Origin of the sequence: Cupriavidus malaysiensis, from assembly GCF_001854325.1 — a bacterium.
GTDB lineage: Bacteria > Pseudomonadota > Gammaproteobacteria > Burkholderiales > Burkholderiaceae > Cupriavidus > Cupriavidus malaysiensis.
Genome location: NZ_CP017755.1, coordinates 354,295 through 379,006, shown reverse-complemented (window position 1 = coordinate 379,006; position 24,712 = coordinate 354,295). Strand labels below are relative to the sequence as shown.

Genomic DNA, 24,712 nt, shown 5'->3' with positions numbered 1-24,712 from the left:
TTGCCATGAAGCCAAGACTGAACTGGCGCGGGATGTCCCTCGCCCTGATCCTTTGCGGGCCGTGCGCCGCGCCGGCCTCCGCCCTCACCCTCTGCACCGTCGTCGCCGACGCGGTCGACGGACGCGTGCTGCTGCAGCAGGGCCAATGCGCCGAGCGCTATACGCCGGCATCCACCTTCAAGCTTCCGCTCGCCCTGATGGGCTTCGACGCCGGCATCCTGCAGGACGAACACACGCCCGCGTGGCCGTTCCAGCCTGGCTATCCGGACTGGGGCGGCGAGCCGTGGCGCCAGCCGGTGGACCCGGCCCGCTGGATCCACTACTCCGTGTTCTGGTACTCGCAGCAGCTCGCCGCGCGCCTGGGGCAGGATCGCCTCCAGCAATACACGTCGGCCTTCCAGTACGGCAACCAGGATGTCTCGGGCGAACCCGGCAAGCAGAACGGCACGCAGGGTGCGTGGTTCAATGCCTCGCTGCGCATCTCGCCGCTGGAGCAGATCGCCTTCCTGCGCAAGATCGCCATCCGGCAGTTGCCCGTCGGCGCGCATGCCTACGACATGGCCGAGCGCCTCTTCGCGCAGGAGCAGAGCCCGGACGGATGGCGCGTGTACGGCAAGACCGGGACCGGATCGCCCGGCTCGGACGGCAGCTATGACCGCGACCATGCCTACGGCTGGTTCGTGGGCTGGGCGGAGAAAGGCGAGCGGAAACTGGTGTTCGCCCGCCTGATCCAGGACGAGCAGGCCACGACGCCGAACGCGGGCGTGCGGGTACGCGACGCCATCCTCCGCGAGTTCCCCACCCTCGCCGGCACCGGCACCGGCACCGGCACCGGCACCGGCACCGGCACCGGCACCGGCATCAGCATCAGCAAGAAGGACTGAGACCGCCGTGCATCCCGATCCGCGCAATGGGCGGATCGACATGCTGCGCGGCGTGTCGATCCTGCTGGTGCTGCTCCACCATTTCAATATCGCCTACCCGCTGCAGGACACCGTGCTGGCGGCAACCCTGGGCTGGCCCGCCGTGCGCGCCGTGGCCCGCAACGGCAATTACGGCGTGACGATCTTCTTCGTCATTTCCGGCTTCCTGATCACCACCAATGCCCTCGAGCGCTGGGGCAGCCTGGAGCGGATCCGGCTGCCCGGCTTCTACGCCCTGCGCGCGGCACGCATCCTGCCCGGCCTGTTCCTGGCACTGCTGGCGGTGGACACGCTGGCCCTGGCGGGGGTGCGGATCTTCGACAACCGCGCGGGCGCGCCGGTATCGCTATGGACCGTCAATCTCGCCGGCGCGACCTTCTGGATGAACGTCCTCATCACGCAGCACGGCTGGATCAACTATCCGCTGGGCGTGCTGTGGTCGCTGTCGGTCGAGGCGGTGTTCTACCTGCTGTTCCCGCTGGCCTGCGTGGGCCTGCGGCGCCCGTCGGTCCGCCTGGCCCTGGCGCTGGCGGCGATCTGCATCGGCCCGTTGTACCGCTACGCCCACGCGGGCGACGAGGGCGGATTCCTGTACGCCTATCCGGCCTGCTTCGACGCCATCGCGATCGGCTGCTGCGCGGCGGTGCTGGCACGGCAGCGGCCGTTCCCCGTGCTGCAGCAGCGCGCCGTCCGCGCGCTGGTCGCGGCCGCGATGGCGGCGCTGTACCTGGCCTGGCCGATCGCGCAAAGCCATGTGCTGGGCGTCAGCGCAATGGCCCTGGCCACAGCCTTGCTGCTGCTGGGAAGCGGCCGCGCCGCGCCCTTGTCGCGGCCGGCCCGGGCACTGGCGGCCTGCGGGCGCCGGAGCTACGAGATCTACCTGTTCCACCTGCTGGTGCTGGGCTCGATGCGCACGCTCATGCCTGCGGCCATGATCGCCGGGGATGCGAAGACGGTGCTGCTGGCTGCCTACCTGGTGCTCTCGGTCGCGGTGGGAGCGTGCGTGGCCTGGTCGTGGTCGGACCCGATCAATGCGGCATGGCGCCGCCGGTGGGTCCGCTACCCGGCCAGCGCGCCATCGGCGGACGGGCGCGGCGGACAATCCGCTGCGAACTGAAGCAGGAGCACGCACAGATTGCGACGGTGCACTTGAGTCGGTAGCGGAGTCATGGGGATCAAACGAGGGCTGACGACCGCATGCCAGCCGATCCCCCAGCCTCAAGGCAATCGTAGAAGGCAGGATCGCTTGGCATTCGTTTCGTTTGTTGCGTTTTTCGATTGTTTCGTTTAACGTAGATCACTGATCAACGCCCAGGAGTGATGCCGTGACCGCCGCCTATTCGAGAGTAACGCTACCCGTGGAACGGGAAGTGCAGGCTGCCGTGCAAGGTCAACGCGCCTTGGCGGCTTATCTGGCCACCCAGGTCGAGACCCAGCGCATCCAGATCTTCGATGACAAGAATCAAGCTCATCAGGTGGAGCTGCCAACATCGGCGCTCCGCCTGCTGGTGGACATCCTGGCCGAACTGGCCGGCGGCAATGCCGTCAAGGTCGTGCCTGTTCATGCCGAGTTGACCACGCAGGAAGCGGCCGACCTGCTCAACGTCTCCCGGCCGCACCTGGTCAAGTTGCTGGAAGACGGCGCGCTGCCGTTCCATCGGGCTGGCAAGCACCGCCGCGTGCGCTTTTCGGACCTGATGCAGTTCAAGGCCGCGCGCGATCAGGCCAGTGAGCAAGCCATGGCCGAGTTGGCGCATCAAGCCCAGGTGTCTGACATGGGTTACGAATGAGGCATTCGCCATTCACAGCCCTGTATGACGCTTGCGTGCTGTATCCAGCGCCACTGCGCGACTTTCTCATGTGGCTGGGCCTGTCGGGGCGGTTCCGTGCACGGTGGAGTCCGCAGATCCACGACGAATGGAAGCGCAATCTGCTGGCTAACCGCGAAGACCTGACGCGCGAGCAACTGGATCGCACATCGGACCTGATGGATCGCGCCATCCCTGATGCCTTGGTCCTTGACTACGAGGCACTTGCCGTCGAACTATGGTTACCGGACCCAGACGACCGGCACGTACTCGCCGCCGCCATTCGTTGCGGTGCCAGCGTCATCGTCACCTTCAACCGGAAAGACTTTCCGGACGACGCATTGGCACCGTTCGGCATCGAGGCCCGGCACCCCGACGAATTCATCGACAACCTGTTCGACCTGGATGCGGCCGCTGTCGTTGCCGCCGCCCGGCAGCAGCGCGCGCAGCTCAAGCATCCGCCCATGGATGTCGACCGCTACCTCGACGTGCTGCAACGCCAGGGCCTGCTGCAAACCGTCAAGGGCCTGGGCCAATACCGTTCCATCCTGTAGGTCGCGACTCGCGGCAGCGCGAAGGGATCCATGATCGATCCCCGCCGCGAGCCGGCCTGGATATCTTCGTCGGGCAAGAAATGGGCCGCGCTGGACGGCCTGGGCGCGGCCGCCGTGCGCCATGGATGACGACGACTTCCGCACCGTGCACAACGACCTGTACTGAGGCAAGCGCAGCGTGCGCCGCCTCAGCGCTGCGCGTGCAGGCCGAACAGCCCGTGCCAGAAGGACTCGAAGGGGGTGGTGTGCCGCCGGGACTGCGCCTCCGCGCCCGCGGCAGCCGCCGGTGCCTCGCCTTCGGCCCCGGCCTCGTCTTCCGCCCGGGCCCGGGCTTCCGCTGCCGCGGCCTCGGCCCGCCGTGACTCCTGCAAGGCCCACACGCTGTCCGCGATGCGCGCGGCCAGTTCCGCCTCGCAATCCCGGCCCAGCAGCACGCCGAAGATCACGTCGCGGTTGTGGCCGTCGCCGGCAAAGCGCATGGCCAGCGCCACCATGGCCTCGTAGTGCTGCTGCGCGGCGCGCTCGGCCTCGCGTTGCGCCGCGCGCTCCTGTTCCTGTTCGGCCTCGTGCTCGGCCTGCCAGCGCTCCATCTCGCGCGCGTACACCTCGTCGTAGACCTGGCGCTGCACCGGGTCGGACAGAATGGCGTAGGCATCACGGATCTCCTGGAAGGCGGCATGTGCCTCCGCCTCGCGGCCCAGGTTGCGGTCAGGGTGGGACTTCATCGCGGCGCGGCGGTAGGCGCGCTTGATCTCTTCCAGAGAAGCGTGCTCCGGCACGCCGAGGATCGCGTAGAGAGTGGTCATGGTGCGCTGGCGGGTGGGCGGGTGCTGCGATGGACGCCGCTCATCCTAGCATGGGCCGGAGCGCTTTTGCTGCACCGCGACAGCCCCCCGCAGGCACGGCTCGGGCGTACCGGTTCGGGTGTACTCTAGGGCTCTTGCCAACCTCGGCCGCCAGCGCGGCCTTCTCCCCTCATCTCCCTATGCAACTCCTCGCCAAGCTGTGGAAAGAGAACAAGGGCCTTGCCGCCTTCCTGTTCCTGATGGTGCTGTTCCGTGGCGCGATCGCCGACTGGAACGTGGTGCCGAGCGGCTCCATGCTGCCGACCCTGCGCATCGGCGACCGCATCCTGGTGGACAAGATGGCCTACGACCTGCGCATCCCGCTCACGCACCAGCGCCTGGCCTACCTGAGCCAGCCGCAGCGGGGCGACATCGTCACCATCGATTCCGCCGCCGCGCACACGCTGCTGGTCAAGCGCATCGTCGGCGTGCCCGGCGATACCGTGGCAATGCGTGACAACGTGCTCTACATCAACGGCGAGCGCGCCTCGTACCAGCCGCTGGACGCCACCGCCGCGAACGTCGCCCCCGATGCCGGCGCCGCCTATTTCACCGAAGCGGTCGGCGGCATGGCGCATACGGTCCGGCTGTCACCGCTGGCCCCGAGCCCGCGCCGCTCGTTCGGGCCGGTGCCGGTCCCGGCCGGCCAGTACCTGATGCTCGGCGACAACCGCGACAACAGCGCCGATTCGCGCTACTACGGCTTCTTCCCCCGCGAGGAAATCATGGGACGGACCCGCCGGGTCGCCTTCTCGCTGGATCCGGAGCACTACTACCTGCCGCGCCTGCAACGCTTCGGGGCGGAACTGGACGGCGCGCGCGGTTGACGGCCACAGCGCGGATGGGCCGGCCTTCGCTTCAGCGGCTGCCGGTCCCCGCCACTACCCTTGCCAGCTGGCCCTGCACCGTATCCAGCCACGCCTGCTGTCCTGCGGCGATCCGCGCGAAGCCGGCACTGCCCAACGGATGCGCGGCCAGGCGCTGCCAGTAGACACGTGCCAGCGGCATGCCGCATATGCCACAAAAACACCGGCACGCTGCAACTCGCCTCCACCCGCCTGCCCTCCCCTACCGCCCGAAGGCCGCGAACTTCGCCGCCAGGAAATCCACGAACAGCCGGATGCGCGACGACAGCTGGTGGCGCTGCTGGTACACCGCATAGATATTCGCTTCGGGCGTGGCGTACTGCGGCAGCACCTGCACCAGGCGGCCGCTGCGCAGGTAGCGCTCGACGTCCCACTCGGCGCGCAGCACGATGCCGTGGCCTTCGAGCGCCCAGTTGACGGCGATCTCGCCGTCGTTGGTGGTGAGGTTGCCGCGCACATGCACGGACTCGGTACGCGCCTTGGCGCCCTTGACCGGGGTCAGGCGCCAGACGCCGTAGGCGTCACTGCCCTGGCGGATGCCGATGCAGTTGTGCCGGGGCAGGTCGGCCGGCGATTGCGGGGCGCCGTGGTCGCGCAGGTATTTGGGCGCGGCGCACAGCAGGCGGCGGTTGGGCGCCAGCAGGCGCGCGACGATGCGCGCGTCGGGCGGCTCGCCGAAGCGCACGCAGACGTCGAAGGCATCCTCGCTGAGCGGCGGCGGGTCGGCGGAGAGCTGGAGCTGGACGTCGACATCGGGGTAGGCACGGCTGTAGGCGGCGATCACCGGCGCCACGTGCATGCGCCCGAAGCCCAGCGTGGCGTTGACGCGCAGCAGGCCGCTCGGGCGCCCCTTGGCGCTGGTCAGCAACTGGCCGAGGTCGTCGATCTCGCCGAGGATGCGGCGCGCGTGCTCCAGCACCACCTCGCCTTCCGGCGTCAGGCTCATGCGCCGGGTGGTGCGTACCACCAGCGGCATGCCGATGCGCGCTTCCATCTGCGCCAGCCGCTTGCTGACGGCCGCCGTGGTGATGCCCAGGTCGCGGGCGGCGGCGCTGAGGCTGCCGGCGCCCGCGAGCGCGGCGAAGAAGCCCAGTTCGGCGGGCTGGATCGCGCTGTTGGCGGTCATCCTGCTGCGTTCCTCGCGGTGACCCTTGCCGGGCACCTCATCACGACCTTCACTGCGAACCTCACTGTTAATTCCAGGTTAAGAATGGTTTAACTTTAGTGCCGATCCAAAACTTCGTCCACCGGCCAGAATCCGCCTCGCGCCATGCAGCGGCAACCCTGACCAGGAGACGGAAGATGAAGACCTACCAGATCGCAACCATTCCCGGCGACGGCATCGGCAAGGAGGTGGTGCCGGCGGGGCGGGAAGTCATGGCGGCGCTGGCCGACGCCGGCGCCGGCTTCCGCTTCGAGTTCGAGGACTTCGACTGGGGCGGCGACTACTACCGCCAGCACGGCGCGATGATGCCCGCCGACGGCCTCGACGCCTTGCGCGGCAAGGATGCGATCCTGTTCGGCTCGGCCGGCGACAACCAGATCCCCGACCACATCACGCTGTGGGGCCTGCGCCTGAAGATCTGCCAGGGCTTCGACCAGTACGCCAACGTGCGCCCGACCCGCATCCTGCCGGGCATCGACGCCCCGCTCAAGCGCTGCGCGCCGGAAGACCTGGACTGGGTCATCGTGCGCGAGAACTCGGAAGGCGAGTACTCGGGCGTGGGCGGACGCGTGCACCAGGGCCATCCGATCGAGGCCGCCACCGATGTGTCGATGATGACGCGCGTGGGCGTCGAGCGCATCCTGCGCTTCGCTTTCCGGCTGGCGCAGTCGCGCCCGCGCAAGCTGCTCACCGTGATCACCAAGTCCAATGCCCAGCGCCACGCGATGGTGATGTGGGACGAGGTGGCGGCACAGGTGGCGCTTGAGTTCCCCGACGTGCGCTGGGACAAGGAGCTGGTCGATGCGGCCACCGCGCGCATGGTGAACCGGCCGAAGTCGCTCGACACCATCGTCGCCACCAATCTGCACGCCGACATCCTGAGCGACCTCGCCGCCGCGCTGGCGGGCAGCCTCGGCATCGCCCCCACCGGCAACATCGATCCCGAGCGCCGCTACCCGTCGATGTTCGAGCCCATCCACGGCTCGGCCTTCGACATCATGGGCCAGGGCCTGGCCAACCCGGTGGGCACCTTCTGGTCGGTGGTCATGCTGCTGGAGCACCTGGGCGAGCACGCCGCCGCGCAGCGCCTGATGGCGGCCATCGAGGCGGTCACGGCCGACCCTGCGCTGCACACGCGCGACCTCGGCGGCAGCGCCACCACCGCGCAGGTGACGCGCGCCGTGTGCGACCACCTGGCCACGCAGCAGCAGGCCGAGGCGGCCTGAGCCGCCCCGCCGCCCCTATCCAACCCTTCCCGCCCGGCACCGTCCGGGCCGCCTCGTGCGCGCCACCGGCGCCCGCCCTTGGCGGAATCGTCCAGCAGCCGCCAGAGCTGCGCCGCCAGCGCGACCGGGGGCCAGGCACGCTAGCCGTGCCCCGGCTGCCCTCACGCATCACCCGCAGGAGACAGCCATGATCCGCAGGCTATTGGGAAAGCTGTACGTCCAGGTACTGATCGGCGTCGGCGCCGGCATCGCGCTCGGCCTGTTCGCGCCCGACCTCGCCGGCAGCGTCAAGCCGCTTGGCGACGTGTTCATCAAGCTCATCAAGATGGTGTTCGCGCCCATCATCTTCGCCACCGTGGTGCTGGGCATCGCCCGCATGGAGAACATGAAGGAACTCGGCCGCGTCGGCGCGCGCGCGCTGCTCTACTTCGAGCTGCTGTCGACGCTGGCGCTGGCACTGGGGCTGGTGGTCGTCAACCTGGTGCGGCCGGGCGCCGGCATGAACGTCGACCCCGCCCATCTCGACGCCAAGGCCATCGCCGGCTACACCCACGCGGCGCAGGCACCGCACTCCTTCGTCGATTTCCTGATGAACATGGTGCCGACCAGCGGACGGATGCACTGAGATGGCCCAGACCTCCATGGACACCAGCGCCTGCCGCACCCTGCTGCGCCGCATGTTCGACGCCGCTGTCGCGGCCGCCCAGCCCGCGCTGACGCTGACCCGCCACCTGCCGCCGCCGCCGCGCGGGCGCACCATCGTGATCGGTGCCGGCAAGGCCTCGGCCGCCATGGCGCAGGCGCTGGAAGCGGCCTGGCCGTGGCCGCTCGAAGGGCTGGTGGTCACGCGCTATGGCTACGCGGTACCGTGCCGGCGCATCGAGATCGTCGAGGCGGCGCACCCGGTGCCGGATGCCGCCGGCCACGAGGCCGCGCGGCGCATGCTGGCACTGGTGTCCGGCCTGGGCCCGGACGACCTCGTGATCAGCCTGGTCTCGGGCGGCGGCTCGTCGCTGCTGCCCTTGCCGCTGGCGGGCATCACGCTGGCCGACAAGCAGGCCCTCAACCGCGCGCTGCTGAAATCGGGCGCCACCATCAGCGAGATGAACTGCGTGCGCCGCCACCTGTCGGCCATCAAGGGCGGCCGGCTGGCGGCCGCCTGCCACCCGGCGCGCGTGTGCAACCTGCTGCTGTCGGACGTGCCGGGCGACGACCCGGTCGACATCGCCTCCGGCCCCACAGTGGCCGACCCCGGCACGCGCGCCGACGCGCTCGACATTCTGCGCCGCTACGGCCTGGAAGTGCCGCCGCACGTGCTGCAGGTGCTGGCCTCCGAGGCGGCGGAGACGCTCAAGCCGGGCGATGTGCGCCTGCCCCGCATCGACACCACGCTGATCGCCACGCCGCGCATGGCGCTGGAAGCCGCCGCGCAGGTGGCGCACGAGGCGGGACTGACCGTGCACCTGCTCGGCGACGCCATCGAGGGCGAGGCGCGCGACGTCGGCCTGGTGCTGGGCGCCATCGCCCGCGAAGTCGCCGACCATCGCCAGCCGGTGGTGCCGCCCTGCGTGCTGCTGTCCGGCGGCGAGACCACCGTGACCGTGCGCGGCCAGGGCCGTGGCGGCCGCAACGTCGAGTTCCTGCTGGCACTCGCCCTGACCTTGCGCGGCCATGCCGGCATCCATGCCATCGCGGGCGACACCGACGGCGTCGACGGACTGGAAGAGATCGCCGGCGCCATCGTCACGCCCGACACCCTGCGGCACGCACAGCGGCTCGGCATCCGGGCGCGCGACGCGCTGGCCGACAACGACGGGCACGGCTTCTTCGAAGCGCTCGGCGACAGCGTGGTGACCGGCCCGACGCTGACCAACGTCAACGACTTCCGCGCGATCCTGATCGCGCCTGGAAGCGGAGCGGAAAGTGCAACTGCAACCGCAACCGCAACTGCAGCCGCAACTGGAACTTGAGGGAAAGGGAAAAGAGATGAGACGCCTTCGCAATGCCAAGATCGTGGCCACGCTGGGACCGGCCAGCACCACGCCGGAAACCATCGACGCGCTGTTCGAGGCCGGCGCCGATGTGTTCCGCCTCAACTTCAGCCACGGCAGCCACGACGACCACCGGCAGCGCTACGACACCATCCGCGCGGTGGAACGCGAACGCGGGCGGCCGATCGGCGTGCTGCTCGACCTGCAGGGCCCCAAGCTGCGCATCGGCACCTTCGCCGCCGGCCCGGTCCCGCTCGCCGCCGGGGCGCCGTTCCGGCTCGACCTCGATCGCGGCACGCCGGGCTCGGCGCAGCGGGTCAGCCTGCCGCACCCGGAGATCTTCCGCGCCCTGCGCGAGGGCTCCGAGCTGCTGCTCGACGACGGCAAGCTGCGCCTGCGCGTGGAATGCTGCGGCGACGACTTCGCCGAGACCACCGTGCTCGATGGCGGCATGCTATCCGACCGCAAGGGCTTCAACGTGCCCGGCGTGGTGCTGCCGCTGTCGGCGCTGACCGAGAAGGACCGGCGCGATCTCGACTTCGGCCTCGGCCTGGGCGTCGACTGGGTGGCGCTATCCTTCGTGCAGCGGCCCGAGGACATCGAGGAGATCCAGGCCATGGTGCAGGGGCGCGCCGGCATCGTCGCCAAGCTCGAGAAGCCGGCTGCCATCCACAGCCTGGAGGCCATCGTCGCGCAGGCCGATGCGGTCATGGTGGCGCGCGGCGACCTCGGCGTGGAGATGCCCGCCGAACAGGTCCCTTCGCTGCAGAAGCAGATCGTGCGAGCCTGCCGCAAGGCCGGCAAGCCGGTCATCGTGGCCACGCAGATGCTGGAATCGATGATCGCCGCGCCGGTGCCGACGCGGGCCGAAGCCTCCGACGTGGCCACCGCGGTCTACGACGGCGCCGACGCCGTCATGCTGTCGGCCGAGTCCGCCTCCGGGCGCTACCCGGTCGAGGCCGTGAAGATGATGGACAGCATCATCCGCCGCACGGAATCCGATCCGCTCTACCACGATGCCATCCAGGCCTCGCACACGCCGCCGCGCGCCGAGGCGGCCGATGCGATCGGCTATGCGGTGCGCCATGTCGCCGGCCTGCTCAAGGTGCCGGCCACGGTGGCCTACACCAGCTCCGGCTACTCGGCGCTGCGCATGGCACGCGAGCGGCCCGAGGTACCGATCCTCGGCATGACGCCGCGCGTGGCCACGGCGCGCCGCCTGGCGCTGGCCTGGGGCGTGCACGCGGTGCTGTGCCACGAGGTGGTCGACGTGGTCGAGATGACGGAGCTGGCCGGCCACACCGTGCGCAACGAGCACTTCGGCGAGAGCGGGCAATCGATCGTGATCTCCGCCGGCCTGCCGTTCACCGTGGCCGGCACCACCAACCTGCTGCGCATCGCGCAGGTCCAGTAATCCAGTAAGACAGGCGCCATGACGACCATCCAGGAAGTACGCGGCTACGAGATCCTCGACTCGCGCGGCCATCCCACGGTTGCCGCGCAGGTACGGCTGGCCGACGGCACGCTCGGCGAGACGCTCGATGCCATCGGCGTCGCGCTGCGCGCGGCGGCACCGGCAGCGTAGCCGCGCAGTTCCCACCTTCCGACTCAAACGAACACAAGAGGAGACAAGCCATGCCCGCATCCAAGCACTGCTACCACCACCGCCAGCGCCGCCAGGCGCTGCGCCGGCTCGGCTGCCTCGCCGCGCTGCCGCTCGGCCTGGGCGCCGCCACGCTCGCGCTGGCGCAGGAATGGCCGGCCAAGCCGCTCAGCCTGGTGGTGCCCTTCCCCGCCGGCGGCACCACCGACCTGCTGGCGCGCTCGCTGGGCGACCAGCTCTCGCGCAGCCTGGGCCAGCCGGTCATCGTCGAGAACCGTCCGGGCGCCGGCGCCACGCTTGGCGCCGACTACGTGGCCAAGGCCCGGGCGGACGGCTACACGCTGCTGATGGGCGCCGTGCACCACACCATCGCCACCAGCGTGTACAAGAAGCTGCCCTACAGCTTCCAGAAGGATCTCGTGCCGGTCAGCACCCTCGCCATGGTGCCGAACGTGCTCACCATCAACCCGGCGCGCACGCCAGCCCGCGACGTGGCCGAGCTGGTCGCGCTGGCCAGGCAAAGCACGCCCGGGTTCTCCTACGGCTCCAATGGCAACGGTACCGCGCAGCACCTGATCGGCACCCAGTTCCAGGCGGCCACCGGCATCCGCCTGCTGCACGTGCCCTACAAGGGCAGCGGCCCGCTGACCACCGACCTGCTGGGCGGCCAGGTGACGATGTCATTCGATACGCTCGCCACCGTGCTGCCGCACATCAAGGCCGGCAAGCTGCGCGCGCTGGCGGTGACCACGGCCACGCGCTCCAGCGCGCTGCCCGATGTCCCCACGCTGGAACAAGCGGGCCTGAAGGGTTTCGACATCGGCACGTGGTTCGGGGTGCTGGCGCCGGCAGGCACGCCCGGGCCAGTGGTGGCGCGGCTCAATGCGGAGATCGTCCGCATCGTCAAGTCGCCCGAGTTCCAGCAGCGCATGCTGGCCGCCGGCGCGGAGCCGATGTCCAGCTCGCCGGAGGCCTTCGCGCGCCGCATCGACCAGGAAACGGTGAAGTTCGCCGGCCTGGTGAAGGACGGCAAGGTGGCCATCGAGTAAACGGCAGGACAGGGCAGGGCAGGGCAGTGGCACGGTGCTCATCCGCCACCACCGTGCCACTGCCCCTACCGCCCCGCCAGCCGCTGCAAGGCCTGCGGCGCCACCAGCTCGATCTCGCGGTAGCGGCGCCGTATCCAGCCGGCGGCCTCCCAGGCCTGCAGGTACTTGGCCACCGTCTGGCGCGAGCGGTTGACCATGTCGCCCAGCTCCTCGGCGGAGATATGCACCACGCGCTCGGTGCTGTCCGCCAGTTCGAGCAGCCGCTCGGCCATGCGCGCGTCCACCGGCGCCTGCTGCGCGCTCTCCGCGTGGTCGAAGGCCATGCGCAGCCGCGCGCAGATCTGGCGCACGATCAGCTGCATGCCTTCCGGATGCACGGCCAGGATGCGCTGGAAGTCGTGCCAGCCCAGCGCCACCAGCTCGGTGCTGCCGACCGCGAAGCCGTCATGCGTGCGCGGCTTGCCATCGAGCAGCGAGATCTCGCCGAACCACTGGCCGCGCCCGACCACGGCGTAGACCGCCTCACGCCCGCCCGCGCTGACGCGGCTCATGCGCGCCCGCCCCGACAGCACCAGGTAGAAGTTGGTCGGCGCATCGCCGCGCGCGAAGATCATCTCGCCATCGGCGTAGCGCTCGCGGCGCGCGGCCTTGGCCACGGCATCGAGCACGCGGGCCGGGGCGTTGCGCAGCCAGCCCGATGCGAGCACGCCGCGCGGCAGAGGCGCCTGCGGCTCCGCCGCCTTGGCCGCCGCCTTGGCCACTGTCCTGCCCCTCGCCCTGGCACCGCCCTTGCCGGCACTTCCTGCCTCTCGCTTCACATCCGTCCCCCCGCCTGATGACACCGAGATTGTCCAGGACTTAACAGACTTTGGCATCGTCCCCGGCGCAGAATGCCTCGACCCCACAGGAAACGACAAGCCAAGGAGACACGGACATGGCACAGATGCAACGGGTGGAGACGGGCAAGGATTCCGTCAAGCAGCGCGTATCCGACGCGGAATGGCAGACCCGCGTGGACCTCGCCGCGGCTTACCGGCTGGTGGCGCACTTCGGCTGGGACGACCTGATCTTCACGCATATCTCGGCGCGCGTGCCGGATGCGCCGGACCAGTTCCTGATCAACCCCTACGGCATGCTGTTCGACGAGATCACCGCGTCCAGCCTGGTCAAGGTGGACCACCACGGCGCGCCGGTGCTGGAGACGCCGTACGACGTCAACCCGGCCGGCTTCATCATTCACAGCGCGGTGCACGAGGCGCGCCCGGAGATCGGCTGCGTGATGCATACCCATACCCCGCACGGCGTGGCGGTGTCGGCGCAGAAGGAGGGCCTGCTGGCGATCTCCCAGCAGGCGATGTTCGCGCGCATGGGCCTGGCCTACCACGACTACGAGGGCGTGGCGCTGCGCGAGGACGAGAAGGCGCGGCTGGTGGCGGACCTCGGGCGCGGCAAGCAGATGATCCTGCGCAACCACGGCCTGCTGACCTGCGGGCGCTCGGTGGCCGACGCCTTCCTGACCATGTACACGCTGGAATCGGCCTGCCGCATCCAGATCCTGGCGCAGAGCGGCGGCTCGACCCTGACCACGGTGCCCGAGTCGGCCAGCGCCGACGTCGGCGAGCAGGCCCGCCAGGCCACCAAGGGCAAGGGCTCGGGCCTGGCCTGGCCGGGCCTGCTGCGCCGGCTCGACCGCATCCAGCCGGATTTCCGCAACTGATCCCGCGGCATACGCAGCATACGCGGCATCCCCAGGCAAGCGCGCGAATGCCGCGCAAGCCGAGACGCTCGACGGGCCGGGCCGACGACACGGCCGGCCCCGACAGCAGGCGGCCGCCCCCGGGGGCGGCCGCTCACGCATCGTCAAGACCATCCGAACACGCACCCCCATGGCCATTCTCGTTCACCTGCCCTCCTTCATGGCAACCCCCATCACCGCCGCCCTGCGCGAGGCCGCGCCCGACATTCCGGTCTGGAACGGCCGCGAGAACGCGCCCGCGGACGAGGTCGAGGCCCTGCTGGCCTGGGGCCTGCGGCCCGGCGTGGTGCCCGCCTTTCCCAAGCTGCGCCTGGTGTGCGCGGCAGCAGCCGGCGTCGACAAGCTGCTGGCCGCGCCCGACCTGCCGGCCGCCCTGCCGGTCACGCGCGTGGTCGACCCCGGCCAGCAGACCGGCATCGCCCATTACGTGCTGGCCACCGCGCTGCGCCACGCCCGCGCGCTGGGCACCTATGCCGAGCAGCAGCGGCGCGGCGAATGGCGACGCCATCCGGGCCGGCCGCTGTCGCGCTGCCGCGTGGGGGTGCTGGGACTGGGCGAGATCGGCAGCGCGGTGGCACGCACCTTCGCCGCCATCGGCTTCCCGGTGGCAGGCTGGAGCCGCGGCGGCAAGGGCCTGCCCGGCGTGGCGGACTTCACCGGCGACGACGGCCTGGCCGCGCTGCTGGCGCAGAGCGACATCCTCGTCTGCACGCTGCCGCTGACGCCGCAGACACACGGCCTGCTGAACCGGCGCACGCTGTCGATGCTGCCGGCCGGCGCCTACTTCATCAACGTGGGCCGCGGCGAACACGTGGTCGAGCCCGACCTGCTCGCCCTGCTCGACGCCGGCCACCTCGCCGGCGCGGCGCTCGATGTCTTCTCCAAGGAGCCGGTCGAAGCGGGCGACCCGGTGTGGAACCATCCTCGCATCGAAGCCACGCCGCATATCGCCTGCGATCCCTCATACGAGCTGGTGGCACAGCAATGCGTCGAGAACCTGCGCCGCGCGCGCGCCGGCCAGCCGCTGCTGAACCTGGTGGACCGGGCGGCGGGGTATTGAGGCAGGGCGGATCGCGCAATGCAGGCGCGATGCAGGCGCAATGCAGGCTCCCGAGCGCGCCGGTTGCCTCCCCGCTCCAGACCGACGGCCTCGTCCAGTGCGACGCCGTACGCATCACGCCGGCCCGCTCCCCTCTCCCGCCTGCGGGAGAGGGGCCGGGGGAGAGGGCAGGCGCCGGCTGAACGTGGCGGCGTGGATCGCACTGATGGCTTCGATTCCGTGCTCGTCCGTGCTCGTCGGCTGGACCACGCCGACGGCTTCGATTCGGTGCTCGCGTGCTGGATCACACCGGCGGCTTCGATTCGGTGCTCGCGTGCTGGATCACACCGGCGGCTTCGATTCGGTGCTCGCGTGCTGGATCACACCGACGGCTTCGTTGGGCGTGGCGCCTTGCTAAACCACCCCTCTCCCCCGTCCTCTCCCCGCGCGGGGAGAGGGAGCCAAGACCTCGTGCTTGGCGATTGGTGTTGGCGCACCAGTCGGCTTCGGCAAGCGCATCGTGCCGTCCCGCGCAGCACCTCTGCGAAGCGCTGCACCTGCAGCAGCGCCGCCACCGCCGGCAGCGCCAGGTAGTTGGGCAGCACGCCGAGCCGCAGCTCGCCCAGCAGGCCGGCGGCACTGCGCTGCGCGCGCTCGCGGCTGGCCTGCAGCCCGGCCAGCAGTTGCCTGGCATCGCGCAGGAAACCGGTGCCGGCGGCGGTCAGCTCCACGCCCTTGGGCAAGCGCCGCAGCAGCGGCGTGCCGATGGCCTCTTCCAGTTCCTGGATCTGGCGCGACAGCGCCGGCTGCACGATGCCGACCGATCGGGCGCCGGCCACCACGCTGCCGGCCTCGGCCACGGCAATGAAGTAGCGCAGGTGGCGCAGCTCGATGCGGCGCAGGTCGGCTGCCCCGCTGCCGCCCTGCGCACGCTCCGTTCTGGCGATGTCCGACACGGTGCGGCGTCAGCCCGGCGCGCCGAGACCCAGCACGTCCTGCATGTCGTATTCGCCCGGTTGCCGGTGCACCACCCAGCGCGCCGCGGCGAGCGCGCCGCGCGCGAACATGCTGCGGTCGCGCGCGGAATGGGACAGCGTCAGGATCTCGTCTTCCGCGGCGAACATCACGCTGTGCTCGCCGACGATGCCGCCGGCGCGCAACACGGCAAAGCCGATCTCGCCCGGCGGGCGGGCGCCGGTGATGCCGTCGCGCTCCCGCTGCGCCACCGCCTCGAGCGCCACGCCCCGCCCCTGCGCGGCGGCTTCGCCCAGCATCAGCGCGGTGCCCGACGGCGCGTCGACCTTGCGCCGGTGGTGCGCCTCGACGATCTCGATGTCCCACTCCTGCTGCGGCAAGGCCTTCGCCACGCGCGCCACCATGCCCAGCAGCAGGTTGAGGCCCAGCGAGAAGTTGCCCGAGCGCACGATGGGGATATACCGCGCGGCGGCGGCGATGGCCGCCAGGTCCTCGTCCTCGAAGCCCGTCGAGCCGATCACCAGGGCCGGCCCCCCACGCGCGGCGCAGGCGGACGCCAGGGCGGCGGACGCCGCGCCGCTGGTGAAATCGATCACCACGTCGGCCTGCGCCAGCGCGGCCGTCAGCTCGACCTGGCCGTCGGCCGCCGCGCTGCCCGCGCGCGCGATGCGGGCCACCACCGCCAGCGTCGGGTCCTGCCCCGCCAGCTCGATCACGGCCCGGCCCATATGGCCCCGCGCTCCGGCGATAGCGATGCGGATAGGTGTGGTCATGCCTGTGTTCCTCATGGATGCCTGGTGGCCGGGGGAGCCATGCCGGATGCCACCGGCTGGCCTCCCCTGCCATACCTTTCAAGCATAGCAAAGCGTACTCGATAGCATTGGAGTGGATCGGCGGCGCCACGGTGACGGCGCGGCGGTTGCAGGAGCTGGGCGCGCGCCCACACTGCTGGCGTATCTCCCCGTGCGGGGTGTGCGCCGCGCGAAGATACCCTGCAGACGTCTAGACCAATCCGCGCATTGATCCATCTTCCCTGCGGCACGTGCCGATGCTTAAATGGGCGCCTCCCGATCACCGCCCCGTGCCGCCATGAGCGATCCGCGCAGCGCCACCTTCTCCGGCGATTCCGGCCTTCCCGCAGCCTCGGCGCGCCGCCGCGCGCTGGTCGCCGCCTGCACCGCCCACGCTGTCCATGACGGCCTGACCGACCTCATCTACGTGCTGCTGCCGATCTGGCAGTCGCAGTTCGGCATCAGCTACGCGCTGGTCGGGCTGCTGCGCGGCTCGTACTCGGGCATGATGGCCGGCTTCCAGTTGCTGGCCAGCCGCGCGGCGCGGCGCTGGGGCCGCGAACGCCTGCTGGTGGGCGGCACGGCGCTGGCCGGCCTGGCCTATCTCGTGGCCGGGCAGGCCGGCGGCGTGGCGGTGCTGCTGGGCGCGCTGCTGCTGGGCGGGCTGGGCGCCAGCACCCAGCATCCGCTGGCGTCGTCGCTGGTGACCGAGGCGCATGAGGCGGGCGGCGACGTGAAGGAGGCGCTGTCGCAGTACAACTTCGCCGGCGACATCGGCAAGACCCTGATCCCCGGCGCGGTGGGCCTGCTGCTGGCGGTGGCGAGCTGGCGCGCCAGCGTGACCCTGATGGGCCTGCTGGGCCTGGCCGCCGCCGCGCTGCTGTGGTGGCTGATCCCGGCGCGCGCCGGCGCCGTCGGCCCGGGCAAGGCCGCCGAGGCCACCGCGGGCGAGGGCTCGGCGAGCGGCCTGCGCGCGCTGCTGCTGACCGGCACGCTGGACAGCGCGGTACGCATGGGCTTCCTCACCTTCCTGCCCTTCCTGCTCAAGGGCAAGGGCGCGGGTACCGCCGGCATCGGCCTCGCGCTGTCGCTGCTGTTCGTCGGCGGCGCCTTCGGCAAGCTGTTCTGCGGCTACCTGGGCGCGCGCATCGGCATGATGAAGACGGTCTGGATCACCGAGTCCGGCACCTCGCTGCTGATCCTGGCGGCGGTGTGGCTGCCGCTGCCCGCCATGATGGCGATGCTGCCGCTGCTCGGGCTGGCCCTGAACGGCACCTCCTCGGTGCTGTACGGCGCGGTGCCGGAACTGGCCGGCGCCGGCAGGCGCGACCACGCCTTCGCGCTCTTCTACACCGGCACCATCGGCGGCGGCGCGCTGTCGCCGGTGCTGTTCGGCCGCCTCGGCGACGTGGCCGGCATGACCGCCGCCGTGGTCACGCTGGCGGTGATGCTGCTGCTCACCTTGCCGCTGTCGTGGCAGGTGCAGAAGGGGCTGCAGCGCTGAGGGCGGGCGGCATCAGCCGCCGGTGAAACGCGGCGGCCGCCGTGCCACGAAGGCCTGCACCCCTTCGCGCGCATCGGCGCTGCCGGCCCGCTCGCGCAGCAGGGCATGCTCCAGGTCCAGGTGGGCCTGCAGGCTGCGCCCGGGCAATCCGCCGCACAAGGTCTTGATGGCGGCCAGCGAGCCCGGCGCCGCCTGCGCCAGCCGCACCGCCAGATCTTCCGCCGCCCGGGGCAGTGCCGCGTCCGCGTAGAGCGCGTCGACCACACCGTGCGCCAGGCAGCCTTGCGCGTCGATCGCCTCGCTCAGCATCAGCCATTGCTGGGCCCGTACCGCGCCGATGCGGCGCGCCAGGAACCAGGACGCGCCGAGGTCGGGCGACAGGCCGATGGCGGCATAGCCGGTGCGCAGTTTCATCGACTGCGCCGCCAGCACGAAGTCCGCGCACAGCGCCAGCCCGATGCCGGCGCCGCCGATCGGGCCGTTCAGCGCCGCGACCACCGGCAGCGGCGCCGTCGCCAGGCGGTGCAGCGCCGGGTGCAGCGGCGCCAGGATGTCGTCGACCAGGCCTGCCAGGCCGTCGCCCACCGCGGCGAACTCGTCGATGTCGCCGCCCGCGCAGAAGATGCGCCCCTCGGCCGCCAGCAGCACCACGCGCGGCCGCGCCGCCAGCACCGCGTCGATGGCGCGCACCAGCGCCCGGCTGGCGCCGCGCGAGATGGCATTGGCGCGCTCCGGCCGCTTCAGCACGATGCGCCCGACCGGCCCGTCCACGCTCCAGGCGATCCCCTCTTCCTGTTCCATCGTTTCCTCCTTCTCCTCCCGTTGGTCCCCTTGGTCCTTGCCCGCGGCTCAGATGCCGGTCAGGCCGCCGCTGCACACCAGCGTCTGCCCGCTGACGTAATCCGACTCCGGGATGCACAGCAGGTAGACCGCTCCGGCGGCCTCCTCCGGCGTGCCGCCGCGGCCGAGCGGGATGCCCCGCTCCATGGCCGCCAGCAGGTCCGGGTTCACGCCGACCTTGATGTCGCGGCCCTCGATGCGGGCGGTCGAGTCCTGCGCCGCGCTGCCGGTCAGCCGGGTCTGGATCAGGCCGAAGGCGACGCAATTGACGGTGACCTGCATGCGTCCCCACTCCTTGGCCAGCGTCTGCGTCATGCCGACGATGCCGGCCTTGGCGGCGGAGTAGTTGGCCTGGCCGGCATTGCCGAACAGCCCGGCCACCGACGAGATGTTGACGACCTTGCGCACCACGCGCCGGCCGGCCTCCGCCTCGGCCTTCGACAGGCCGCGGATCACCGGCTGGGCGGCGCGCAGGATGCGGAACGGCGCGGTCAGGTGGCAGTCGAGCATGGCATGCCACTGCTCGTCCGTCATCTTCTGGATCACGTTGTCCCAGGTATAGCCGGCATTGTTGACGAGGATGTCCAGGCCCTGGTATTCGGCCATCGCGGTGCCGACGAAGCGCTCGGCGAAATCCGGCGCGGTGACGCTGCCGAGGCAGGCCACCGCCTCGCCGCCGGCGGCGCGGATGGCCTGCACGGTGTCCTCGGCGGGGGCGGCGTCGAGGTCGTTGATGACCAGGCGTGCGCCTTCGCCGGCCAGCTTGAGCGCGATGGCGCGGCCGATGCCGCGGCCGGAGCCGGTGACGAGGGCAACCTTGCCTTCGAGTCTGCGGGTCATGATGGCGTCTCCTTTGCTATGTCTGTGTGATCTGTGCGGTCTCTGTGCGATCGGCTCGCCCGCGCCGGTCAAGGCAGCGCCACCAGCGCTTCGCCGGCGATCTTGACCTGCCCGAACTGGTTGGTGCTGCGCACCTCGACGCGCACGCAGCGCTCGCCGCCGCGTTCGAGCTTCTCCAGCACCCGGCCGCTGCATTGCACCGCATTGCCGAGATGGGTGATGCCCTGGAAGCGCGCGTCGAAGCGGCGCAGCCGTGCCTGCGGCGCCCAGGCGGTCAGCAGGCGGCCCAGCCAGGCCATGCCCAGCATGCCGTGCGCGAACACGTCCGGCATGCCGGCCCGGCGCGCGTAGTCGAGGTCGATGTGGATCGGGTGGTGGTCGCCGGAGGCGCCGGCGAACAGCGCCAGCATGCGGCGGTCCACCGCGGGCAGGTGCAGGGGCGGCAGCGCGTCGCCGACCTGGACCGAAGCGAATTCAGGGCTTGCCATGGGGATTCCTCCGCGCCGCTCAGTGGCGCACGACGGTGAGCGAGCGCAGGCGCGCCACCGCTTCGCCGCGCTGGTTGACGACGTCGGACGCGACTTCGATGAACTCCAGCGCGCCGCCCTTCTTCTCATAGATGTCCTGGATGCGCGAACGCACCGTCACGGTGTCGCCGGCCACCACCGGAGCCAGGTACTCGAAGCCCTGCTCCGCATGCAGGACCTTGGCGTGCGGCACGCCAAGCCGGTCCAGCATGCCGAACATGGCACCCGAGTCCAGCTCGGCCGCGAACAGGAAGGTCGGCGGCGCGGGCAGGTCGGCATAGCCGGCGGCGCGCGCGGCCGCCTCGTCGCTGTAGATGGGATCGGTCTCGCCGATCGCCTTGGCGAAGAAGCGCACGCGGCCCCGCTCGACCGTCAGCACCGAGGCGCCGAGCTCATGGTCGATCCATTGCTTGTCGATCATGGTCAGCTCCTTTCGTACAGCGTGACGACACAGGCGCCGCCCAGCCCCAGGTTGTGCTGCAAGGCCAGCCGGGCGCCCTCGACCTGGCGCGCGCCGGCCTGCCCGCGCAATTGCTCGACCAGCTCGGTGCACTGCGCCAGCCCGGTCGCGCCGAGCGGATGGCCCTTCGACAGCAAGCCGCCCGAGGGATTGGTGACGACCTGCCCGCCGTAGGTGTTGTCGCCATCGTCGACGAACTTCTCGGCGCCGCCCACGGGGCACAGCCCGAGCGCCTCGTAGGTGATCAGCTCGTTGTGGGCGAAGCAATCGTGCAGCTCCGCCACGCGGATGTCTTCCGGCCCGACGCCGGCGGCCTCGTACACCTGCCTGGCGGCCTCGCGCGTCATGCTGAAGCCCACCACCTCGCGCATATCGCGCGCGTCGAAGGCCACGGGCGTGTCGGTGGTCATCGCCTGGGCGCGGATGCGCACCGTGGTGTCGAGGCCGTGGCGCCTGGCGAAGGCCTCCGACACCAGCAGCGCGGCCGCCGCACCGCAGGTCGGCGGGCAGGCCATCAGCCGGGTCATGACACCGGGCCAGATCATCGGCGAGGCCATCACCTCCTCCGCCGTGACCACGGTGCGGAACAGCGCCAGCGGATTGTTGGCGGCGTGGCGGCTGGCCTTGGCGCGGATCCGCGCGAACGTTTCCAGGCGCGTGCCGAATTCCTCCATGTGCGCCAGCCCGGCGCCGCCGAAGTAACGCAGCGCGAAGGGCACCCCGGGCACGTCGACCAGTGCCTCGGTCACGGCGTCGAAGCGTTCGAAGGGGCTGGGCCGGTCCTCGAACACCGAGCCCAGCGCGCCCGGCGTCATCTGCTCGAAGCCGAAGGCCAGCGCGCAGTCGACGGCGCCGCTCGCCACCGCCTGGCGCGCCAGGTACAGCGCGGTCGAGCCGGTCGAGCAGTTGTTGTTGACGTTGATCACGGGGATGCCCGTCATGCCGACCTCGTAGAGCCCGCGCTGGCCGGCGGTGGAGTCGCCGTAGACATAGCCGGCGTAGGCCTGCTGTACCTTGTCGTAGGCGAGGCCCGCGTTGGCCAGCGCGGCACGGATGGCGCGGGCGGCCATCACCGGATAGGCTTCGCTCGCCCCCGGCTTGGAGAAGGGAATCATGCCGACGCCGGCGACGATCGCGGATGCAGTCATGGTGGCTCCTGGTGGATGGTTCGTGGGAGGACTAACCGACCTGGCGCGCCAGCGCTTCCCAATAGGGCTTGCGCAGCTCGGTCTTGAGGATCTTGCCGGCCCCCGAGAGGGGCATGGCATCGCGGAACTGGACGCTGCGCGGACATTTGTAGCCGGCGATCAGCGTCTTGCAGTGGGCGATCAGCGCCTCGGCCGCAACGTCGGCGCCGGGCCTGCGCACCACCACGGCATGCACGGCCTCGCCCCATTCCGCGCTGGGGATGCCGATCACGGCGCAGGACGCCACCGCGCCATGCTGGGCCAGCGCGTTCTCGACCTCGGCCGAATAGACGTTCTCGCCGCCGCTGATGATCATGTCCTTCATGCGGTCGACGATGAAGATGAAGCCGTCTTCGTCCATGTAGCCGCCGTCGCCGGTATGCATCCAGCCATCGCGCAGCGCCTCCGCGCTCTGTTCCGGCTTGTTCCAGTAGCCCTGCATCACGTTCGGTCCGCGCGCGACGACCTCGCCCACGCAGCCGCGCGGCGCTTCCCGCCCCAGCGGGTCGACGATGCGCACCTCGGTGCAATAACTGGCGCGTCCGGCGGAGCGCAGCTTGCCGAGGCCGCGGCCTTGTGCGCTGTGGTAAAGCGGCGGCAGGATGGTCGCCAGCGGCGACAGCTCGGTCATGCCGTAGGCCTGCACGAACTCCACGCCGGGCAGGGCCGCCATCGCGCGTTCCAGCACCGCTTCCGCGATCGGCGAGGCGCCATAAGCGATGGTGCGCAGCGCGCCCAGGTCGCGCGGCTGGCGCATGGCCGGATGGTCGACCAGCATCTGGATCATGGTCGGCACCAGCAGCACGTGCGTGACGCGGTCGCGCTCCAGCGTCTCCAGCACCCCTTCGACGGAGAAGGCGGGAACCACCGCATGGGTATTGCCCTCGATCCAGTGCGGCATGGCCAGGCCCATGTCGGCCAGGTGGAACATCGGCGCGGCATGCAGATAGGTGCCGCCGCGCGTCGCCAGGCCCTCGGCGTGCAGCGCCAGGCCGGAGCTGCACAGGTTGGCGTGGCTGAGCATGACCCCCTTCGGAAAACCGGTGGTGCCGCCGGTGTAGAAGATGCCCGCCAGGTCCTCGCCGCGCCGCATGGCATCGGGCACCGGGGCGGTGGCGGCCAGCAGGGCCTCGTAGCCGTGCATGCCGGGCGGCACGGCGCGCGTGCCGGGCGCGCCGTGACTGCCGCCGTCACCATCGCCGCCGTCATCGCAGTAGATCACTTCGCGCAAGGTGGTGGCCTCGCCGCGCACCTGCTCGACCAGCGCGCGGAAGTTCTCGTCCACCAGCAGGATGGTCGAGCCCGAGTCGTTCAGGGCATAGAGGATCTCCGCGGCGGACCAGCGCGTATTGCACGGGTTCATCACCCCGCCGCCCCAGGGCACGGCCATCTGGTACTCCACGTAGCGGTCGGAGTTCAGCGCCAGCATGGCCACGCGGTCGCCCTCGCGCATGCCGAGGGCCTGCAGCGCGCCGGCCAGGCGCGCCACGCGTTCCGCCAGCTGGCGGAAGGTGCGCTGGCGCCGGCCGCAGCGCACAGCGATGTGGTCAGGTTTCTGCTGCACCGCACGATGCAGCCCTTGGGTCAGGTACATGCTGGTCTCCGTCCCGCCCGCATGATTGCGGGTCGATTGCGTTATCGATGCCACCCATGTTAGAAACGCTGGCCCGAGCCGGCCATTGCAAACCGCATCGTTCCGATGGCAGAACACCTCAATCCATGGCACCGCCGCCCGTGACGTCCAAAGCCCCCGTGACCGTGCCCGTCGCCCTGGTGCACGGCATGCTCGCCGGCGTGCAGGCGCGCGGCGAACCCATCGACGGCTTTCTCCACGATGCCGGCATCGCGCGCGCGCCGCTGACGCACCCGGCCGCCCGCGTGACGGCCACGCAGTACGTGGCGCTGTTCCGCGTGCTGATCGAGCAGCGCGAGGACGAGTGCCTGGGCTTTCTCGCGCGCCCGCTGAAGCCGGGCAGCTTCGCGCTGGTCGCGCGCGCCGCGCTGAACGCGCGCGACCTCGACACCGCCATCCGGCGCGTGGCCCGCACCTTTTCCCTGCTGCAGGACGATGTCACGCTGGAACACCGGCGCGACGGCGCCCTCGCCGGACTCGCGCTGCGCTTCCACGAAGCGGCCACGGGCCGTCCGGTGTTCCTCCACGAGATGCTGGTGCGCGTGTTCTGGCGCCTGCTGGCCTGGCTGGCGGGCGGCCGCCTGCCGATCGCGCGCTTCGATTTCGCCTTCGACAATCCGCCGCACGCGGCCAGCTACGGCAAGATCTTTCCCTCCGACCTGGAGTTCGGCCGCGAGCTGACCACCTTCTGGTTCGACGCGGCATGGCTGCAGGCTCCGATACGGCGCGACGAGGCCGCGCTGCGCCACTTCCTGGCCCATGCGCAGGCCAACATCATCGTGCCGCGCAGCGGCAACGACCTCGTCAGCGCACGCGTGCGCACGCATCTGCAGGGCGCGCGGCCGGCCTGGCCGGACCTCGCCGAGACCGCCGGCGCGCTGCACATGTCGACCGCCACGCTGCAGCGGCGGCTGGCGCTCGAAGGCGCGTCCTTCCAGTCATTGAAGGATGCGCTGCGGCGCGACCTGGCGATCGAGCGCCTCAATACCAGCGCGGTGCCGCTGGCCGAACTGGCGCAGGAACTCGGCTTCACCGACAGCGCGGCCTTCCAGCGCGCCTTCAAGGGCTGGACCGGCAGCGCGCCGGGAGCGTATCGCCGGCGCGGCGGGACGACGGACGCTTAGTGTCCC

The 24,712-nt window shown here is 70.8% G+C and carries 25 protein-coding genes and 2 pseudogenes; 15 read left to right on the top strand and 12 right to left on the bottom strand.

Annotated features, from left to right (window positions below; translation table 11 throughout):
• Positions 1 to 5: 5 nt before the first annotated feature.
• From blaOXA to BKK80_RS21570, 4 genes are all read left to right on the top strand, one after another.
• Entirely contained in the window at positions 6 to 884 is an 879-nt protein-coding gene (blaOXA, locus tag BKK80_RS21585; RefSeq protein WP_084545679.1) for a class D beta-lactamase, read from the top strand.
• 7 nt (positions 885 to 891) lie between these two features.
• A complete protein-coding gene (locus tag BKK80_RS21580; RefSeq protein ID WP_157903293.1) occupies positions 892 to 2,040 on the top strand; it encodes an acyltransferase family protein in 1,149 nt (382 codons plus the stop codon).
• 208 nt (positions 2,041 to 2,248) lie between these two features.
• Positions 2,249 to 2,713, top strand: coding sequence for a helix-turn-helix domain-containing protein (locus BKK80_RS21575; protein WP_071017164.1), 465 nt, complete (start codon positions 2,249 to 2,251; stop codon positions 2,711 to 2,713).
• Positions 2,710 to 3,285 carry a PIN domain-containing protein gene (locus tag BKK80_RS21570; RefSeq protein WP_071071169.1) on the top strand — a complete coding sequence of 192 codons (576 nt, stop codon included), beginning with the start codon at positions 2,710 to 2,712 and terminating at the stop codon, positions 3,283 to 3,285. Before BKK80_RS21575 ends, BKK80_RS21570 begins: the two co-directional genes overlap by 4 nt.
• A gap of 188 nt (positions 3,286 to 3,473) precedes the next feature.
• Here the strand turns inward: BKK80_RS21570 and BKK80_RS21565 are convergent, their stop codons facing one another.
• Positions 3,474 to 4,091 (bottom strand): J domain-containing protein, encoded by a 618-nt coding sequence (locus BKK80_RS21565; RefSeq protein WP_071071167.1) that lies wholly within the window; start codon positions 4,089 to 4,091, stop codon positions 3,474 to 3,476.
• 179 nt (positions 4,092 to 4,270) lie between these two features.
• Between BKK80_RS21565 and lepB the strand changes: the two genes are divergently transcribed.
• Positions 4,271 to 4,957 carry a signal peptidase I gene (gene lepB, locus BKK80_RS21560; RefSeq protein ID WP_071039286.1) on the top strand — a complete coding sequence of 229 codons (687 nt, stop codon included), beginning with the start codon at positions 4,271 to 4,273 and terminating at the stop codon, positions 4,955 to 4,957.
• A gap of 31 nt (positions 4,958 to 4,988) precedes the next feature.
• Here the strand turns inward: lepB and BKK80_RS36545 are convergent, their stop codons facing one another.
• A complete protein-coding gene (locus tag BKK80_RS36545; RefSeq protein WP_157903292.1) occupies positions 4,989 to 5,138 on the bottom strand; it encodes a hypothetical protein in 150 nt (49 codons plus the stop codon).
• Between the two features lie 60 nt (positions 5,139 to 5,198).
• The gene (locus BKK80_RS21555) at positions 5,199 to 6,122 is read right to left on the bottom strand and encodes a LysR substrate-binding domain-containing protein (RefSeq protein ID WP_071071165.1); all 924 of its coding nucleotides are present in this window, start codon (positions 6,120 to 6,122) and stop codon (positions 5,199 to 5,201) included.
• A gap of 176 nt (positions 6,123 to 6,298) precedes the next feature.
• Between BKK80_RS21555 and BKK80_RS21550 the strand changes: the two genes are divergently transcribed.
• From BKK80_RS21550 to BKK80_RS21530, 6 genes and pseudogenes are all read left to right on the top strand, one after another.
• Positions 6,299 to 7,387 (top strand): tartrate dehydrogenase, encoded by a 1,089-nt coding sequence (locus BKK80_RS21550; RefSeq protein WP_071071163.1) that lies wholly within the window; start codon positions 6,299 to 6,301, stop codon positions 7,385 to 7,387.
• Positions 7,388 to 7,574: 187 nt separating this feature from the next.
• A pseudogene (locus BKK80_RS21545) lies at positions 7,575 to 7,997 on the top strand (cation:dicarboxylate symporter family transporter); the annotation flags it as partial.
• A gap of 16 nt (positions 7,998 to 8,013) precedes the next feature.
• Complete coding sequence (locus BKK80_RS21540) at positions 8,014 to 9,357, top strand: glycerate kinase type-2 family protein (RefSeq protein WP_236903910.1); 1,344 nt, start codon at positions 8,014 to 8,016, stop codon at positions 9,355 to 9,357.
• A gap of 16 nt (positions 9,358 to 9,373) precedes the next feature.
• Entirely contained in the window at positions 9,374 to 10,792 is a 1,419-nt protein-coding gene (gene pyk / locus BKK80_RS21535; protein ID WP_071017176.1) for a pyruvate kinase, read from the top strand.
• Between the two features lie 18 nt (positions 10,793 to 10,810).
• Positions 10,811 to 10,963, top strand: coding sequence for a hypothetical protein (locus BKK80_RS36540; RefSeq protein ID WP_157903291.1), 153 nt, complete (start codon positions 10,811 to 10,813; stop codon positions 10,961 to 10,963).
• 50 nt (positions 10,964 to 11,013) lie between these two features.
• Entirely contained in the window at positions 11,014 to 12,030 is a 1,017-nt protein-coding gene (locus BKK80_RS21530) for a tripartite tricarboxylate transporter substrate binding protein (protein ID WP_071017178.1), read from the top strand.
• Between the two features lie 65 nt (positions 12,031 to 12,095).
• Here the strand turns inward: BKK80_RS21530 and BKK80_RS21525 are convergent, their stop codons facing one another.
• Positions 12,096 to 12,791, bottom strand: a complete 696-nt coding sequence (locus tag BKK80_RS21525) for a Crp/Fnr family transcriptional regulator (protein ID WP_071017180.1) — start codon at positions 12,789 to 12,791, stop codon at positions 12,096 to 12,098.
• A gap of 173 nt (positions 12,792 to 12,964) precedes the next feature.
• Here BKK80_RS21525 and BKK80_RS21520 point away from each other — a divergent pair, with 173 nt between their 5' ends.
• Together BKK80_RS21520 and BKK80_RS21515 are read left to right on the top strand one after the other, a co-directional pair.
• The gene (locus BKK80_RS21520) at positions 12,965 to 13,747 is read left to right on the top strand and encodes a class II aldolase/adducin family protein (RefSeq protein ID WP_071017182.1); all 783 of its coding nucleotides are present in this window, start codon (positions 12,965 to 12,967) and stop codon (positions 13,745 to 13,747) included.
• A 169-nt stretch (positions 13,748 to 13,916) separates the two neighbouring features.
• Positions 13,917 to 14,846 (top strand): 2-hydroxyacid dehydrogenase, encoded by a 930-nt coding sequence (locus BKK80_RS21515; protein ID WP_071039284.1) that lies wholly within the window; start codon positions 13,917 to 13,919, stop codon positions 14,844 to 14,846.
• A gap of 521 nt (positions 14,847 to 15,367) precedes the next feature.
• Here BKK80_RS21515 and BKK80_RS21510 read toward each other — a convergent pair.
• Together BKK80_RS21510 and dapB are read right to left on the bottom strand one after the other, a co-directional pair.
• Positions 15,368 to 15,727: pseudogene (locus BKK80_RS21510) on the bottom strand (LysR family transcriptional regulator); the annotation flags it as partial.
• A gap of 63 nt (positions 15,728 to 15,790) precedes the next feature.
• On the bottom strand, positions 15,791 to 16,573 hold the full coding sequence (dapB, locus tag BKK80_RS21505; protein WP_071071159.1) for a 4-hydroxy-tetrahydrodipicolinate reductase: 783 nt from the start codon (positions 16,571 to 16,573) through the stop codon (positions 15,791 to 15,793).
• A 316-nt stretch (positions 16,574 to 16,889) separates the two neighbouring features.
• Here dapB and BKK80_RS21500 point away from each other — a divergent pair, with 316 nt between their 5' ends.
• Positions 16,890 to 18,095 (top strand): MFS transporter, encoded by a 1,206-nt coding sequence (locus tag BKK80_RS21500; protein WP_071071156.1) that lies wholly within the window; start codon positions 16,890 to 16,892, stop codon positions 18,093 to 18,095.
• Positions 18,096 to 18,107: 12 nt separating this feature from the next.
• Here the strand turns inward: BKK80_RS21500 and BKK80_RS21495 are convergent, their stop codons facing one another.
• From BKK80_RS21495 to BKK80_RS21470, 6 genes are all read right to left on the bottom strand, one after another.
• On the bottom strand, positions 18,108 to 18,896 hold the full coding sequence (locus BKK80_RS21495; protein ID WP_071071154.1) for an enoyl-CoA hydratase/isomerase family protein: 789 nt from the start codon (positions 18,894 to 18,896) through the stop codon (positions 18,108 to 18,110).
• 48 nt (positions 18,897 to 18,944) lie between these two features.
• Positions 18,945 to 19,775 (bottom strand): SDR family NAD(P)-dependent oxidoreductase, encoded by an 831-nt coding sequence (locus BKK80_RS21490; RefSeq protein WP_071071152.1) that lies wholly within the window; start codon positions 19,773 to 19,775, stop codon positions 18,945 to 18,947.
• 68 nt (positions 19,776 to 19,843) lie between these two features.
• Complete coding sequence (locus tag BKK80_RS21485) at positions 19,844 to 20,263, bottom strand: MaoC family dehydratase (protein ID WP_071017193.1); 420 nt, start codon at positions 20,261 to 20,263, stop codon at positions 19,844 to 19,846.
• A gap of 19 nt (positions 20,264 to 20,282) precedes the next feature.
• The gene (locus BKK80_RS21480) at positions 20,283 to 20,723 is read right to left on the bottom strand and encodes a MaoC family dehydratase N-terminal domain-containing protein (RefSeq protein WP_071071150.1); all 441 of its coding nucleotides are present in this window, start codon (positions 20,721 to 20,723) and stop codon (positions 20,283 to 20,285) included.
• Positions 20,724 to 20,725: 2 nt separating this feature from the next.
• On the bottom strand, positions 20,726 to 21,910 hold the full coding sequence (locus BKK80_RS21475) for a lipid-transfer protein (protein ID WP_071071148.1): 1,185 nt from the start codon (positions 21,908 to 21,910) through the stop codon (positions 20,726 to 20,728).
• A gap of 31 nt (positions 21,911 to 21,941) precedes the next feature.
• Entirely contained in the window at positions 21,942 to 23,543 is a 1,602-nt protein-coding gene (locus tag BKK80_RS21470) for a long-chain-fatty-acid--CoA ligase (protein ID WP_071071146.1), read from the bottom strand.
• Between the two features lie 140 nt (positions 23,544 to 23,683).
• Here BKK80_RS21470 and BKK80_RS21465 point away from each other — a divergent pair, with 140 nt between their 5' ends.
• Positions 23,684 to 24,706 (top strand): AraC family transcriptional regulator, encoded by a 1,023-nt coding sequence (locus BKK80_RS21465; protein ID WP_232346452.1) that lies wholly within the window; start codon positions 23,684 to 23,686, stop codon positions 24,704 to 24,706.
• Positions 24,707 to 24,712 lie beyond the last annotated feature (6 nt).

Coding starts and splice junctions, on each gene's coding strand:
- BKK80_RS21480 (WP_071071150.1), bottom strand. CDS start 20,723: ATGATCGACAAGCAATGGATCGACCATGAGCTCGGCGCCTCGGTGCTG.
- dapB (WP_071071159.1), bottom strand. CDS start 16,573: ATGACCACACCTATCCGCATCGCTATCGCCGGAGCGCGGGGCCATATG.
- BKK80_RS21500 (WP_071071156.1), top strand. CDS start 16,890: ATGAGCGATCCGCGCAGCGCCACCTTCTCCGGCGATTCCGGCCTTCCC.
- BKK80_RS21495 (WP_071071154.1), bottom strand. CDS start 18,896: ATGGAACAGGAAGAGGGGATCGCCTGGAGCGTGGACGGGCCGGTCGGG.
- lepB (WP_071039286.1), top strand. CDS start 4,271: ATGCAACTCCTCGCCAAGCTGTGGAAAGAGAACAAGGGCCTTGCCGCC.
- BKK80_RS36545 (WP_157903292.1), bottom strand. CDS start 5,138: ATGCCGCTGGCACGTGTCTACTGGCAGCGCCTGGCCGCGCATCCGTTG.
- BKK80_RS21485 (WP_071017193.1), bottom strand. CDS start 20,263: ATGGCAAGCCCTGAATTCGCTTCGGTCCAGGTCGGCGACGCGCTGCCG.
- BKK80_RS21565 (WP_071071167.1), bottom strand. CDS start 4,091: ATGACCACTCTCTACGCGATCCTCGGCGTGCCGGAGCACGCTTCTCTG.
- BKK80_RS21530 (WP_071017178.1), top strand. CDS start 11,014: ATGCCCGCATCCAAGCACTGCTACCACCACCGCCAGCGCCGCCAGGCG.
- BKK80_RS21570 (WP_071071169.1), top strand. CDS start 2,710: ATGAGGCATTCGCCATTCACAGCCCTGTATGACGCTTGCGTGCTGTAT.
- BKK80_RS36540 (WP_157903291.1), top strand. CDS start 10,811: ATGACGACCATCCAGGAAGTACGCGGCTACGAGATCCTCGACTCGCGC.
- BKK80_RS21490 (WP_071071152.1), bottom strand. CDS start 19,775: ATGACCCGCAGACTCGAAGGCAAGGTTGCCCTCGTCACCGGCTCCGGC.
- BKK80_RS21520 (WP_071017182.1), top strand. CDS start 12,965: ATGGCACAGATGCAACGGGTGGAGACGGGCAAGGATTCCGTCAAGCAG.
- BKK80_RS21515 (WP_071039284.1), top strand. CDS start 13,917: ATGGCCATTCTCGTTCACCTGCCCTCCTTCATGGCAACCCCCATCACC.
- blaOXA (WP_084545679.1), top strand. CDS start 6: ATGAAGCCAAGACTGAACTGGCGCGGGATGTCCCTCGCCCTGATCCTT.
- BKK80_RS21550 (WP_071071163.1), top strand. CDS start 6,299: ATGAAGACCTACCAGATCGCAACCATTCCCGGCGACGGCATCGGCAAG.
- BKK80_RS21555 (WP_071071165.1), bottom strand. CDS start 6,122: ATGACCGCCAACAGCGCGATCCAGCCCGCCGAACTGGGCTTCTTCGCC.
- pyk (WP_071017176.1), top strand. CDS start 9,374: ATGAGACGCCTTCGCAATGCCAAGATCGTGGCCACGCTGGGACCGGCC.
- BKK80_RS21475 (WP_071071148.1), bottom strand. CDS start 21,910: ATGACTGCATCCGCGATCGTCGCCGGCGTCGGCATGATTCCCTTCTCC.
- BKK80_RS21540 (WP_236903910.1), top strand. CDS start 8,014: ATGGCCCAGACCTCCATGGACACCAGCGCCTGCCGCACCCTGCTGCGC.
- BKK80_RS21470 (WP_071071146.1), bottom strand. CDS start 23,543: ATGTACCTGACCCAAGGGCTGCATCGTGCGGTGCAGCAGAAACCTGAC.